14 protein-coding genes and 1 tRNA gene are annotated in these 12,996 nt (G+C 54.7%); 10 read left to right on the plus strand and 5 right to left on the minus strand.

Translation table 11 applies throughout. The annotated features are described in order from the left end of the window. Nucleotides 1-153 precede the first annotated feature (153 nt). The 3 genes from xylR to NHG65_RS00360 are packed head-to-tail and all read left to right on the plus strand — an operon-like array spanning nt 154 to nt 2,409. Complete coding sequence (xylR, locus tag NHG65_RS00350; protein WP_112349423.1) at nt 154-1,332, plus strand: D-xylose utilization transcriptional activator XylR; 1,179 nt, start codon at nt 154-156, stop codon at nt 1,330-1,332. A 5-nt stretch (nt 1,333-1,337) separates the two neighbouring features. Further along, a complete protein-coding gene (locus NHG65_RS00355; protein ID WP_275881012.1) occupies nt 1,338-2,018 on the plus strand; it encodes a nucleotidyltransferase domain-containing protein in 681 nt (226 codons plus the stop codon). Next, nucleotides 1,969-2,409: a DNA-binding protein gene (locus NHG65_RS00360; RefSeq protein WP_099062239.1), complete on the plus strand. Its 441-nt coding sequence runs from the start codon at nt 1,969-1,971 to the stop codon at nt 2,407-2,409. The genes NHG65_RS00355 and NHG65_RS00360 overlap by 50 nt, the downstream gene beginning before the upstream one ends. A 5-nt stretch (nt 2,410-2,414) precedes the next feature. Here NHG65_RS00360 and NHG65_RS00365 read toward each other — a convergent pair whose 3' ends face one another. Next, nucleotides 2,415-3,269 carry a LysR family transcriptional regulator gene (locus NHG65_RS00365; protein ID WP_099062238.1) on the minus strand — a complete coding sequence of 285 codons (855 nt, stop codon included), beginning with the start codon at nt 3,267-3,269 and terminating at the stop codon, nt 2,415-2,417. Between the two features lie 126 nt (nt 3,270-3,395). Between NHG65_RS00365 and NHG65_RS00370 the strand changes: the two genes are divergently transcribed. The 6 genes from NHG65_RS00370 (at nt 3,396) to NHG65_RS00395 (ending at nt 9,517) form a co-directional block, all read left to right on the plus strand. After that, complete coding sequence (locus NHG65_RS00370; protein WP_499182825.1) at nt 3,396-4,595, plus strand: CynX/NimT family MFS transporter; 1,200 nt, start codon at nt 3,396-3,398, stop codon at nt 4,593-4,595. A 76-nt stretch (nt 4,596-4,671) separates the two neighbouring features. After that, nucleotides 4,672-6,018: an esterase-like activity of phytase family protein gene (locus tag NHG65_RS00375; RefSeq protein ID WP_261428215.1), complete on the plus strand. Its 1,347-nt coding sequence runs from the start codon at nt 4,672-4,674 to the stop codon at nt 6,016-6,018. A gap of 102 nt (nt 6,019-6,120) precedes the next feature. After that, nucleotides 6,121-6,215: transfer RNA gene (locus NHG65_RS00380), tRNA-Sec, on the plus strand. A 186-nt stretch (nt 6,216-6,401) separates the two neighbouring features. Next, complete coding sequence (locus NHG65_RS00385; protein ID WP_099062235.1) at nt 6,402-6,725, plus strand: DUF3302 domain-containing protein; 324 nt, start codon at nt 6,402-6,404, stop codon at nt 6,723-6,725. 5 nt (nt 6,726-6,730) lie between these two features. Continuing rightward, entirely contained in the window at nt 6,731-7,867 is a 1,137-nt protein-coding gene (locus NHG65_RS00390; protein ID WP_099062234.1) for an HlyD family secretion protein, read from the plus strand. A 918-nt stretch (nt 7,868-8,785) separates the two neighbouring features. After that, nucleotides 8,786-9,517 carry a helix-turn-helix transcriptional regulator gene (locus NHG65_RS00395; RefSeq protein ID WP_099062233.1) on the plus strand — a complete coding sequence of 244 codons (732 nt, stop codon included), beginning with the start codon at nt 8,786-8,788 and terminating at the stop codon, nt 9,515-9,517. 65 nt (nt 9,518-9,582) lie between these two features. On the opposite strand, the gene NHG65_RS00400 is transcribed toward NHG65_RS00395, so the two are convergent. Continuing rightward, nucleotides 9,583-10,170, minus strand: a complete 588-nt coding sequence (locus tag NHG65_RS00400; protein ID WP_499182826.1) for a histidine phosphatase family protein — start codon at nt 10,168-10,170, stop codon at nt 9,583-9,585. A 143-nt stretch (nt 10,171-10,313) separates the two neighbouring features. Here NHG65_RS00400 and NHG65_RS00405 point away from each other — a divergent pair, with 143 nt between their 5' ends. Continuing rightward, the gene (locus NHG65_RS00405; protein ID WP_099062231.1) at nt 10,314-10,550 is read left to right on the plus strand and encodes a DUF4282 domain-containing protein; all 237 of its coding nucleotides are present in this window, start codon (nt 10,314-10,316) and stop codon (nt 10,548-10,550) included. A 35-nt stretch (nt 10,551-10,585) separates the two neighbouring features. Here the strand turns inward: NHG65_RS00405 and NHG65_RS00410 are convergent, their stop codons facing one another. The 3 genes from NHG65_RS00410 to NHG65_RS00420 form a co-directional block, all read right to left on the minus strand. Next, complete coding sequence (locus NHG65_RS00410; RefSeq protein WP_099062230.1) at nt 10,586-11,008, minus strand: HIT family protein; 423 nt, start codon at nt 11,006-11,008, stop codon at nt 10,586-10,588. Between the two features lie 103 nt (nt 11,009-11,111). Next, a complete protein-coding gene (locus NHG65_RS00415; protein ID WP_207978645.1) occupies nt 11,112-12,149 on the minus strand; it encodes a LacI family DNA-binding transcriptional regulator in 1,038 nt (345 codons plus the stop codon). Nucleotides 12,150-12,217: 68 nt separating this feature from the next. Then, on the minus strand, nt 12,218-12,979 hold the full coding sequence (locus tag NHG65_RS00420; RefSeq protein ID WP_499182827.1) for an SDR family NAD(P)-dependent oxidoreductase: 762 nt from the start codon (nt 12,977-12,979) through the stop codon (nt 12,218-12,220). Nucleotides 12,980-12,996: the final 17 nt, after the last annotated feature.

The following is a 12,996-nucleotide window of genomic DNA, read 5'->3' on the forward strand; positions in this document are numbered from 1 at the left end:
CTCTCGCAGATAATACCCTGTAGCTTTCAGGTTGCAGCCAGGCGACTCACTCGCCTATCCCCAGACATTGTAGGGGCGCTGCATGCTGCGCCCGCCTTAATCGGGGCGAATTTATTCGCCCCTTACAGTCACTGGGGGTTACCGGGGATGCCCATGTTCGAGAAGCGCTTTCGCATTACCTTGCTGTTCAATGCCAATAAAGTGTACGACCGCCAGGTGGTAGAAGGCGTTGGCGAGTATTTACAGGCTTCACAATGTGACTGGGACATCTTTATCGAAGAGGATTTCCGCTGCCGTATCGACAACATCAAGGACTGGCTGGGCGATGGGGTGATCGCCGATTTCGACGACGGTGAAATCGAACGGTTGCTGCACAACGTCAGGGTGCCGATCGTCGGGGTGGGTGGTTCTTATCATCGCGATGAGGACTACCCGCCGGTGCACTACATTGCCACCGACAATCAGGCACTGGTGGAGGCGGCATTTACTCATCTGAAAGAAAAAGGCATTAACCGTTTTGCCTTCTACGGCTTGCCCAGCGAAGGCGGTAAACGCTGGGCACAGGAACGTGAGCATGCCTTCCGTCAGCGGGTGGCGCTGGAGCAGTATCAGGGCGTGGTGTATCAGGGAATGGCCACCGCGCCGGAGAACTGGCAATACGCGCAGAACCGGCTGGCAGACTGGGTGCAGACCCTGCCGCAGCAGACCGGCATTATCGCCGTGACCGATGCGCGAGCGCGCCATTTGCTGCAGGTGTGTGAACATCTGGATATCGCGGTGCCAGAGAAGCTGTGCGTGATCGGCATCGACAATGAAGAACTGACGCGCTACCTGTCGCGGGTGGCACTGTCTTCGGTGGCGCAGGGCACCCGTCAAATGGGTTATCGCGCCGCCAAGTTACTGCACCAACTGCTTGATCGTCGTGAACTGCCGCTGCAGCGCATTCTGGTGCCGCCGGTGAAGGTGATTGAACGTCGCTCTACCGATTTCCGCTCGCTGCGCGACCCGGCGGTGATCCAGGCGATGCATTACATTCGCCATCACGCCTGCAAGGGCATCAAGGTCGAGCAGGTGCTGGACGCGATCGGCATGTCGCGCTCCAATCTGGAAAAACGCTTCAGGGATGAAACCGGCGAAACTATCCACCATGTGATCCATCAGGAAAAGTTGGATCGCGCCCGTAACCTGCTGACGGCTACCTCACTGACCATCAACGAGATCTCACAGATGTGTGGCTACCCGTCGCTGCAGTATTTTTATTCGGTGTTCAAGAAAGGCTATGACATGACGCCCAAAGACTATCGCCAGCGTTATGGTGAGGTGAGCTATTAGGCTGCTTGTTTAATGTAGCCAATATGGCTACATTTGTAGCCAATATGGCTACAAAGAGAAACATCATGTGCGGTTCCCTGCTTGATCTCTTATTCAGTGAATATCGGCGAAAAGTGCTAAGCCTGTTGTTAACACAACCAGAACAAGCATTTCATGTCCGCGAAATTGCGCGCCGTACCGCAACTCAGGCCGGTACCCTACATAAAGAGTTGAACAAGCTGGCGCAGAGCGGCATCTTGCTCAGGCAGCAACAGGGAAACCAAATCTGTTATCGGGCTAACCCCGATTGCCTGATTTTTCCTGAACTGGCGGCTATTTTCCGCAAAACCTCCGGGGTGGCCGAGCGTTTGCGCCAGGCGTTGGTCGAACTTAACGCCGAGCTTGAACTGGCCTTTATTTTTGGTTCGATTGCCAGTGGTAAGGCCAAGGCTGACAGTGATATAGACGTCCTGATCGTCGGCAACTTGTCTTTCTCTGAGGTGATTAACGCGTTTTACCCGTTGCAGCAGGAATTGGGCAGGGAAATTAACCCCAAACTGTACTCGCCGGCAGAGTGGCGGGCGGCTTTGGCGGAAAACTCCGCCTTTATTCAGGACATTATGAGTAAGCCCCAGCTAGGGATTTTGGGAGACAAGGATGACGTTAGACAATTTGATAGGCCTTGGCCTGGAGGCGATACGACCTGACGCAGGCGCAATCAGAAAATTACTCTCCGCTGCTGCGCGTAATCGGCATGACGCCAGTATCACTCTGCTCAGCAATGAAACGCGTTTTGACACGGCGTATAAAGCGGTCATGCAAATCGCGAATGCAGCCCTGCAGGCAGAGGGTTTTCGGACCTCGACCCATAAACCCGGTCATCATCAACTCATGATCCAATCATTGCCGCTGACCCTGGGTATTTCGCGTGAAGCAATGATCTGTTTGGATGCTTTACGAAAACAACGCAATATCGCTGATTATTCAGGTGATTTGGTGACGGATGCGGCGGTGCATGCCTGCCTGGAACAGGCAGAAATACTTTGGCTGGCGGCTAACGATTGGCTGCAGCTCAAACATCCGCAGTTTTTGGAATAACCTTCTCACACCAACCCACAAAACGCCTTTAGCCGTTCGGCCAGCGCCGGGGTAGCGGCGGGGGCACCATCGCGGTAATACAGCGCCAGTTCAATGTTGTCGATCGGCGGTAATCCTTCGGCGATGCCCAGTACCCGGTGGCAGGGCAAACGGCAGCCGGCTGGCAACAGGGTGACACCCAGCCCAGCGGCGGACGCGGCGGTAAGCGCGGCCAGACTGGCGCTGCTGTAACCGATGCGCCAGCGTTTGCCGAGGTTATCCAGCGCCTGACACAGGGAGTCGCGGTATAACCCATTGAGTGGGAACACTGCCAGCGGCACCGGCGATTGTTCGATAGCCGGGAAGGCCAGACTGTCCAGCCACAGCAGAGGCTCCGGCCTGGCGGCACGCGGTGGCTGGCTGCGACGTTGCTTAACCAGGATCAGATCCAGCTCTTCGCGGGCATAGGCGCTGTGCAGATCGGCACTCAGGCCGCTGGTGACATCCAACCGCAGATGCGGGTTTGCGCGGCTGAACTCCGCCAGCAGTTCGGTGGTGGGCGCGGCGAAATCCTCCGGCATCCCCAGCCGCAGTACACCGTCTCGCCAGATGCCGGTCAAGGCATCGTGCGCCTCTTCATTCAGCGCGATGATGCGTCGCGCATAGCTCAACAGCTTGACGCCTTCCTCGGTCAGCAACACCTGATGGGAAGACCGTTCAAACAGCGGTTTGCCCAGCATCTCCTCCAACCGGCGTACCTGTTGGCTGACGGTAGATTGTGACAGAAACACCCGTTCTGCGGCGCGGGTGAAGCTGTTGCTGTCACACACCGCGACGAAGCTGAGCAGTAACTGCGGATTGAACATCGGATAACGATTCATTTTCCCACTGTTGGCTATTTTATTATTTAATTTCCCAATACTAGCGGGGATGCCTAGAGTAAGGCAACGCTGCGGCGGCCACTCTGTGACTCCGCACTCTTCATCCCGGAAGTTCAGGAATAGACCGTGTTAAATCATTTTGTTGTTCCCTCCTTGTTACGCCGCTGGTTCAACCCCCTGCTGTGGGCGCTGGTGCTGATTGGCCTGAATATGCGGCCATTGCTGACCTCGATCGGCCCGTTGTTACCGACGCTGCGGCAGGCTACCGGACTGAGTTTTGGCGGCGCAGCCCTACTGACTACCTTGCCGGTACTGATGATGGGGCTGATGGCGCTGGCGGGTGGGGCGATTAACCGCCTGTTCAGCGAACGCACTGGCGTGGTGTTGAGCCTGCTGGCGATTGGTGTGGGTGCCGCCTGGCGTGAGCTGGCACCGGGCAGCACGCAATTAATGCTGAGTGCGGTACTGGGTGGGCTGGGGATTGGGGTGATCCAGGCGGTGATGCCCGGCATTATCAAACATCACTTTCTCAAGCAGATGGCGCTGGTGGCCGGGCTGTGGTCGGCGGCACTGATGGGCGGTGGCGGCCTGGGGGCGGCGATTACCCCCTGGCTGATGAGTGTCGGGCATGACTGGCATAGTGCCCTGGCCTGGTGGGCGGTACCGGCGCTGGTGGCGTTAATCGCCTGGTGGCCGGTCAGCCGTGGCCTGGCTCGCCTGACGCCGACGGGGACTTCCAGCGGGCCGAGCCTGTGGTTCAGCCGTCGTGCCTGGTTGCTCGGTGCCTATTTTGGTTTGATCAACGGTGGCTACACCAGCCTGATCGCCTGGCTGCCACCCTATTATATGCAGCTCGGCTGGCAGCCGCAGGCCAGCGGATCGCTGTTGGCGCTGATGACCTTCGGCCAGGTGGTAGGGGCGTTGCTGTTGCCGGCGCTGGCCCGATCGGCGGATCGTCGCCCGCTGTTATTGCTGGCACTGGCCATGCAGTTGGTTGGTTTCATTGGCCTGATCTATCTGCCGCAGACGCTACCCTGGCTGTGGGTGTTGCTCTCGGGTTTGGGGCTGGGCGGTGCCTTCCCGTTGTGTCTGGTGCTGGCGCTCGATCATATCCCACACCCGGCGGCGGCGGGGCGGCTGGTGGCCTTTATGCAGGGTATCGGTTTCCTGCTGGCGGGTACCACGCCGTACATTTCCGGTCTGCTGCGTGATTACAGCGGCAGTTTTGTGCTGGATTGGCAAATCCATGCGCTGCTGGTGGTGGTGCTGATCGCCATCACCTGGCGCTTCCACCCGCACAGCTACCAGCAGGTCTTCGCCGAATAATATTTCTGTCATTGCGGCTCCCTATAGTGACGTTGCTTTTACTTCTGGGCGATAACAACAAAAAGGGAACCAAGACATGCACATCACCAAAACCCGCCTGGCGCTGTTGGCCGGCTGTATGGCGCTGAGCAGTAACCTGTGGGCAGAAGCTCAACCGGTGCCAGCGACCTTGGCCGGACACGCGTTACTGGCGGTGAAATCCAACGTTGCAGCCCCACAGGATGCTCCCGCCGATTTGCAGCAAAGCGGTAAATACACCAGCGGCAAACGCGTGACCGAACTGGGCAGCGTGGCGGGCAAATCCGCCGATCGCATGACCGGTATCGGCCTGCCGATCAACGGCCAGCCGCTTCAGGGCCATTCCGGCATCAAGCATATGCCCGACGGCACCTACTGGGTGCTGACCGACAACGGCTTCGGCAGCAAGGCCAATTCGCCGGACGCCATGCTGTACCTCAATCACTACAAAATCGACTTCGGCAACGGCACGGTGACGCCACTGAAAACGGTATTCCTGCACGATCCCGACAAAAATGTGCCCTTCCATATCATCAATGAGAGCACCGATAAACGTTACCTGACCGGCAGTGATTTTGACCCGGAAAGCTTCCAGTTCGCCGACAATGCCCTGTGGATTGGCGACGAGTTCGGGCCTTATCTGATCAAGGCCGATCTGAACGGCAAGGTGCTGGCGGTGTTTGACACTAAGGTGGACGGCAAGGTAGTGAAGTCGCCGGATAACCCAACGCTGACCCTGCCGGGTGCGCCGGACGGCAAACAGAACTTCCAGGTGGCACGTTCCAAGGGCTTTGAGGGCATGGCGGCGTCACCGGACGGCAGCAAACTGTACCCGTTGCTGGAGGGCGCACTGTGGGACGGTGAAAAGTTTGAGAACCTCGACGGCAAACGCTACCTGCGGGTGCTGGAATTCGACGTGAAGCAGCAGGCCTGGACCGGTCGCAGTTGGCAATATGTGCTGGAAGACAATCAGAACGCCATCGGTGATTTCAATATGATCGACGCCACCCACGGGCTGGTGATTGAGCGTGATAACGGCGAAGGCACGCAGGACAAAGCCTGTGCGGCGGGCGCACCGACCGACAACTGCTTCAACCAGGTGGCGAAGTTCAAACGGGTATATAAAATTGCCTTCTCCGACAATAACGTCGGTAAACCGGTCGACAAGTTGGCCTATATTGACCTGATGAACATTCAGGATCCGAACAAACTGGCGCACAAACCGCTGAACAACGGCGTGCTGACCTTCCCGTTCTTTACCATTGAAAACGTGGATGTGGTGGACGGTAGCCATATCATTGTCGGCAATGATAATAACTTCCCGTTCTCCTCCAGTCGTCAGCCGAACGTGGCGGATGACAACGAGTTTATCCTGCTGGACGTGAAGGACTTGCTGAAGCCTTAAACCCTGCCAGCCTCCGGCGCATTGCCGGGGGCTAGTGCTATTTCCCTCTTAGCACTGAGGGTAAACTGCGCTATAATCAGCCCCTTGCTTCCGATTCCCGAAGGAAGATCCTCGTCCCCGGTGGGGCGGCCGGACTTCAAATCCGGTTGGGGCCGCCAGCGGTCCTGGGCAGGTTCGACTCCTGTGATCTTCCGCCAAATTTCATCCTGACAGTTTCTGTAAATTCCATAAATCCCCCCAAATCAGTGCAGAACTGCTTTCATTCTAACTAATGGCAGATAATAAATTTTTGGTGAAAATAAACTTCACCAGTTTTAGCACAAAGAGCTAAAAACGCGTCTATCTTTACCATTGAACACTGGATCCGTAAATTAGAGGCGGTTATGTTTCTTAATTACTTTGCGCTGGGTGTCCTTATTCTGGTTTTCCTTATTATTTTCTATGGGATTATTATTCTTCATGATATCCCCTATCTCATTGCAAAGGCACGTAACCATCCGCATGCCGATGCTATCCATGTCGCGGGCTGGGTGAGTTTATTTACTCTGCATGTTATCTGGCCGTTTTTATGGATATGGGCTACGTTATACCGCCCCGAGCGTGGTTGGGGTATGCAAGGTCAGGAGGCATCGTTCGCACAGTTGCAACAACGTGTGGCGGAGCTGGAGTTGAAACTGGGTGATAATAAAATGCCGCCTTCGGAGTAGCCACCATGGATCTGCTCATTATCCTGACGTATGTCGCTTTTGCCTGGTCTATTTTTAAAATTTTCAAAATCCCGGTCAATAAATGGACCGTGCCTACCGCTGCACTGGGCGGAGTTTTTTTAATCGGGGCGTTAATTCTGCTAATGAATTACAACCACCCCTATACTTACCTGGCGCAGAAAGCGGTGATCTCTATCCCTATTACTCCGCAGGTGACAGGTATCGTTAGCGAAGTAACCGATAAACAAAACGTATTAATTAAAAAAGGTGAAGTGCTGTTTAAATTAGACCCTGTGCGCTACCAGGCAAGAGTTAATAGACTTCAGGCCGACCTGGTCACCGCGATTAATAATACTCAGGTGCTCAAAGGGCAGCTCGATGAAGCTATTGCCAACACTTCTCGGGTTAGCGCGGAACGCGATCGGTTATATAAAGACTACCAACGTTATGTCAGGGGCAGTCAGGCCAAGGTCAATCCATTTTCGGAAAGTGATATTGATAATGCACGACAGAACTATTTGGCACAGGATGCGCTGGTAAAAGGCTCGGTGGCTGAACAAGCACAGATAAAAAGTCAGTTAGACAGCGTGATTAACGGGGAGCAATCTCAAATCGTGAGCCTCAGGGCGCAGTTAGCCGAGGCCAAATATAATCTTGATCAAACGGTGATCCGTGCCCCAAGCAACGGTTACATCACCCAGGTGCTGATCCGCCCAGGTACCTATGCCGCGGCGTTGCCATTGCGCCCGGTCATGGTGTTTATTCCTGAGCAAAAACGCCAGATTATCGCGCAGTTCCGACAAAACTCGTTGCTGCGCTTGAAAGCCGGTGATGAGGCCGAAGTGGTGTTTAATGCGTTTCCCGGCCAGGTCTTCCCAGGCAAATTGATAAGAATTCTTCCGGTGGTGCCCGGTGGTTCATATCAGGCGCAGGGAACGCTGCAATCGCTGAGCATGACGCCTGGCAGCGATGGTGTTCTGGCCGTGATTGAGCTGGCGCCTAACAGTGAAGTTGACGAATTGCCTGACGGCATTTTTTCTCAGGTGGCAGTTTACTCCGATCACTTTACCCATGTGGCGGTAATGCGCAAGGTACTGTTACGAATGACCAGTTGGATGCACTATCTGTATTTGGATCACTAACTCAGTATAAAAAAGCCGCTTCCTGAGGAGGCGGCTTAGTGACTTACAACTTAGGCATATTGCGTTAATCGCCAGGTGACAGCCTGGTTATTATAGGGGGGCATGGTATTGCCTTTAGCAATAGGAGCGGTGGTTGATGGTGTACCTACAACTGTCCAGACGCCGCTTTCAGGGCACTTATGCCCGGTAGAGGCTGTAGTACCGATAGGGGATTTAGCCATGATGATCTTTCCTTAATCAGTGCGGTGCTACCCTTAGCCCCGCTAAGAAAGATATTTACAGGTTCTCGTATATATGCAATCCCACAAGCCAAATACAAAGCATTAGTTTGTTATTAGTAAATTCAGGTGTCTATTATTTAAGTTTACATGTTCTTCGCCGTGGATTACTTCAATATATAATAAATTTATATTGTCAGTGTGATGGTATTATATTTTTATATCATTTTTTGAATAATTTAAATTCTTTATTATTAAGTGGAGAGTTGTTCTATTAATAGAACATTGAAATGGAAAATACAAAACAGGCCCAACGTACAGTCATTCCCTAACCCCTGAACAACGAAGTTATCGGTGACAATAGACGTCGGTTGTCTGGCATAGAAAGCAACCCAATAAGGTCGGGTAGACGGCCTGCGGCCCTGGAAAAGATGAGTTTGAAAGAGTAAATTAGCAGGGTTAAGGTGAGGATCCCGGCCAGCAGTGACTTTTTGTCTATTCTGTCTGACCGGAAAGTTTCCCTGGTGTTGGCTGAGTGACCTACCTGATCTTGCAGAGCAGTTTTTTACTCTTCGCCTAACGCGGTTCATTATAAGACAGAGTGCCTGATTCATAACCTGAACTTAAGTGCAGCTCGTACCTCTACATAAGTGCAGGTTTTCTCACTAAATGGACCAAGTCAGACTGCCACGGAGCCCGTATGTTTTCTTCCTTCAGTGAAAATCAAACAATAACGGAAACGCTCAGGGGACATATCGACCGAAAGTTGTCCTCACTCGGTAGCCCTGAATTCGCCTACACGGTGATTAGAAAAAAAGATCCGTCAGATGTACTTATTATTTCCAGCTATCCTGAAGAATGGGTAGATCTCTACCGCACCAACAATTTCCAGCTCACTGACCCGGTGGTGCTGACCGCGTTCAAGCGCAGCTCGCCCTTTGTCTGGGACGAAAATATCACCCTGATGTCAGATAAGATTTTTTGCCTTTCCAGGCGCTACAACATTGTTAACGGCTTCACCTTTGTGTTGCACGACTCTATGAATAGCTTGGCGTTGTTATCGGTCATCCTCGGCGGCAGTGGAGAAGAGGATCTGGAAAAGCGGATCTCATCCGATCGCGGAGCCATGCAAATGTTGCTGATCGATATCAATGAACAAATGTATCGTCTCGCAGGCTCCGTCTCTTCCAGCCGGCGGAAGCATCATACGGATACGGAAAAACCCATTTTTACCCCACGGGAGAGTGAAGTGCTGTATTGGGCCAGTATGGGGAAAACCTATGGCGAGATTGCCGCCATCGCCAGTATTTCCCCGAGTACGGTGAAGTTTCATATGAGAAATATTGTGGTTAAACTTGGCGTCAGTAACGCCCGGCAGGCTATTCGGTTGGGTGTTGAGTTGGGGCTTATGACGTCGTCAGCAGCCAGATAAAATGAGTCAGGCCCGGTGAGACTCCTTTATGTCATCTCACCGAACCAGCCGAAGGCAGTTTGGCTTTATCTGGCAGAAGGACAGGTCTCCGCCAACGCGGTTAACCCTTCGCTTTCCTGCCTGAATGACACCTTGCCTTGATCCAGCGTGACCACGAAGACGCTGTCGAAATCGCTACCCGGCCAGCTGGGTACTGAATTGGCGTCGCCTCCGCGTGCGGCCACGATGTTCTTCACCGCCTTATCGAGATTCTTGTGTTCCCAGGCGATGAAAATGCGTGAGTTTTGGTATTTATCGCTGAGCAACTCCTGTTGCAACCCGGCGATGTCATCGGCGTGGAACTGAATGCCGATCGGTAGCCCGACACGCACGGCGGTGGGCATAATGGTCGACAGCGCCCGCAGTGAACTGCCGGCTTTGTTTTCTTTCGGCCCCGCGGCAAAGATAAAGTCCGGCTTGCCGTAGCGGCTCAGCAGTACGTCTGGCAGCGCCAGCGCGCGGTTCAACCCTTTGCAGGTCAGCTGCCCGCTGCTGTTGGCTGGTTTTTCCCCGTGTCGCACAAAGATCAGCGTTTCCTGAGCCAGTGCACTTTGGCTGAACAGCAGCAACGCTGCCAAACCGCCGAGTGTTTTGTGAGCTACGTTGTTAAACATCCTCAACCCTTATGTAATGGCTTGCTGATTTCTGTGCGCTTTTCGCCGCGTTACTCGCTATCATAACCGGCGTGACAAAAGGCCTACCGCACCGATGCGGGGCCTCTGGGATAATTAAATACTGGCCTAAGGAAGGATTTACAATGAAAAACATTTTCTTTTTTGATGCGATGCTGACACCGAAAATCATCACCGGTGTCTACTGGCTTTGCCTGCTGAGCATTGTTGTTGGCGGGATTGGGGCGATGTTCTACGGTGAGTTTTTCCGTGGCCTGTTCGCGATCATTATTGGCGGCGTGTTCACCCGCGTTTGCTTTGAAATGATCATTATTGCGTTTAAAAATAACGAATATCTGCGCAAAATCTCCGAAAAGCCGTAATGCAATAAAAATGCCGGGCATCGCCCGGCATCCTGTTATTCCCCCAAAGTTAACGCCAACCGTTCCCGCATCAGCTCGATAAAATTATCCGGCAATGTTTTCGCCGTTGGCGCCCGCAACGCCTGGCTCCAGACCGGCTCAGGGAAGTGCGAGTCGTCGAGGTAACGCGGGACGATATGCCAATGCAAATGTGGCAGCGCGGTGCCCAGGCTGGCGATGTTGATCTTCGCCGGCGTCAGTAGTTGGCGCAACTGCGCCTCAACCTGTGCCACCACCGCCATGATGCTGTTGCGTTGGTCGTCACGCAGGTCGCTTAACTCGGCGATGTGTTCATGCCACACCACACGACACCAGCCGGGGAATGGGCTGTCGGCGATAAAAATTGCCCGGCACTGTGAGTTTTGCCACAGCACGATCTCATCGGTCGGATGGCAGTAAACACAAGATTCATGATTCATTTTATTCTCCTGCTGCGGTTTTGGGCGCAGCGAAACCCCGCCGCGCGTTAGCACAGCCAGGTATTCAGTGTGAAAGAGAGCGGGACCGGCGGCCCCGCCGGGGCTACGAGTTAATCACCGACTGGCGGCGTACCAGGCTGGGGGCAAATAAAAACTCCTCAACTGGCAGTTCCGGGTTTTCCAACCGGCCGATCAACCGATCGACAATTTTCACTGCCATCTCGCGCAGCGGGGGTGCCACAGAGCTGAGCGCCGGGTTGAACAGTTCGGACAGAAACATGTTATCGATGCCGACCACCGAAATATCCTCCGGTACCCGCACCCCCAATCGCTGCAAGGCAGAAATCATGCCGATGGCCAGCATATCGTTCAGCGCTACCACACCGTCCGGCCGTGGTTCACTCTGGCAGACTTGTTCGGCCAGCGTTTTCCCCAGTTCGGCCATTTCGGCATCGCCGTAGGCGAACTGCGCTTTACCTTCGATCACCCTGACCGGCAGCCCGGCAGCCTCCAGTGCCTGCCGGTAACCGGCAATCTTGTTGGCGCGGCTGCTGGTCATGCCGGAGGCGGTGGCGAAAGCGATACGGCGGCAGCCCTGGGCGATCAGATGCTGGGCCGCCATGCTGCCGGCGGCGCTATTGTCCATCGACACGCTGTCGATCGGCAGTGCCGTCTCACCCGGTGCCGTCAGGGTACGTTCATCGTAGTTAATCATTACCAGGCCGCGTTTCAGGGCGTCACGGAAATGGGGGCGATCGTAAAAGGTGGAGGCGACCACCACGCCACGGATGCCTAATGCCAGCAGATCGTCGAGAAAACGGATCTCTTCTTCCTGCTGGCGATGGGTATCACCCAGCAGCACCTGATAGCCGTAGTTTTGCTTGGCCGCCAGCTCAATTTCGCGCACCAGTGCAGCGAAGCTGGGGTTGACGATCGAGGGCACCAGCAGGCCGAGCATTTTGACCTGTCCGGTTTTGAGCTGCTGCGCCGCCCGGTTCGGTTGGTACTGCAACGCCGCCATCGCCTGCTCAATACGGGCCAGCGTATCCTTGCGCATCTGATCGACCCGGCCGTTCAGCACGTTGGAAACCGTACTGACCGAAACCCCGGCATGACGTGCCACATCACGTATATTCGCCATCACATTCCCGTTTTGCATTAACCCATTACCGCGACTTTATCACGCGCTCGAAAGTGAGTCACAGGCCCTTAGGGCGCGATCTGTCCGCCGTTGACGTCGATTATCTGTCCGGTGATATAGCCGCTGCAGTTATGCGATGCCAGGAACAGGTAAGTGGGCGCCACTTCTTCGCTGCGGCCAAAGCGGCCCATCGGGATCGAGGCGCACATCTTGCCCAGCACTTCTTCGCTTTTGCCATGATGGAAGGCGGTGTCGATACTGCCCGGTGAGACGATATTGAAACGGATATTGTCCTGGGTGAACTCCTTCACCCAGTTGCGGTGAATGTTGTGCAGCCAGGCCTTGGCGCTGGCATACAGACCGGCACCGATACCGCCGCCTTCACGTGCGGCGATGGAACCGGTGCTGATCACACTGGCGGTAGCGCCGCTCTCGCGTGCCGAAGCGCGCAGGTGCGGGATGGCGAATTTGGTGACCATCAGCGCCGAGCGGCAGTTCAGATCCATCACCCGGTCAAAGAATTCGTCGTCTATCGCTTCCAGGCCGTTACGTCCGCCTAGCCCACCGGCGTTATTGATCAGAATGTCGATGCCACCGAAGCGGGCGACAAAGTTATCGACCAGCGCTTCGCAGCCAGCAGAGCGCGATAAGTCGGCCGAGAAGAACGCGCATTCACCGGGAAAGGTGGCAATTTCTGCCGGTGGTTCGCTGCGCATGCCGTTTATTCCCACTTTGGCGCCGTGTTGGGCGAACAGGGCAGCGGTCGCCAGACCAATACCGGCGGTGGAACCGGTGATCAACACGCGTTTGTTGGTTAAATCAGAGAACATGGTGTGACTCCTTGCTT

Origin of the sequence: Serratia myotis (assembly GCF_027474885.1) — a bacterium.
Taxonomy (GTDB): domain Bacteria; phylum Pseudomonadota; class Gammaproteobacteria; order Enterobacterales; family Enterobacteriaceae; genus Serratia; species Serratia proteamaculans.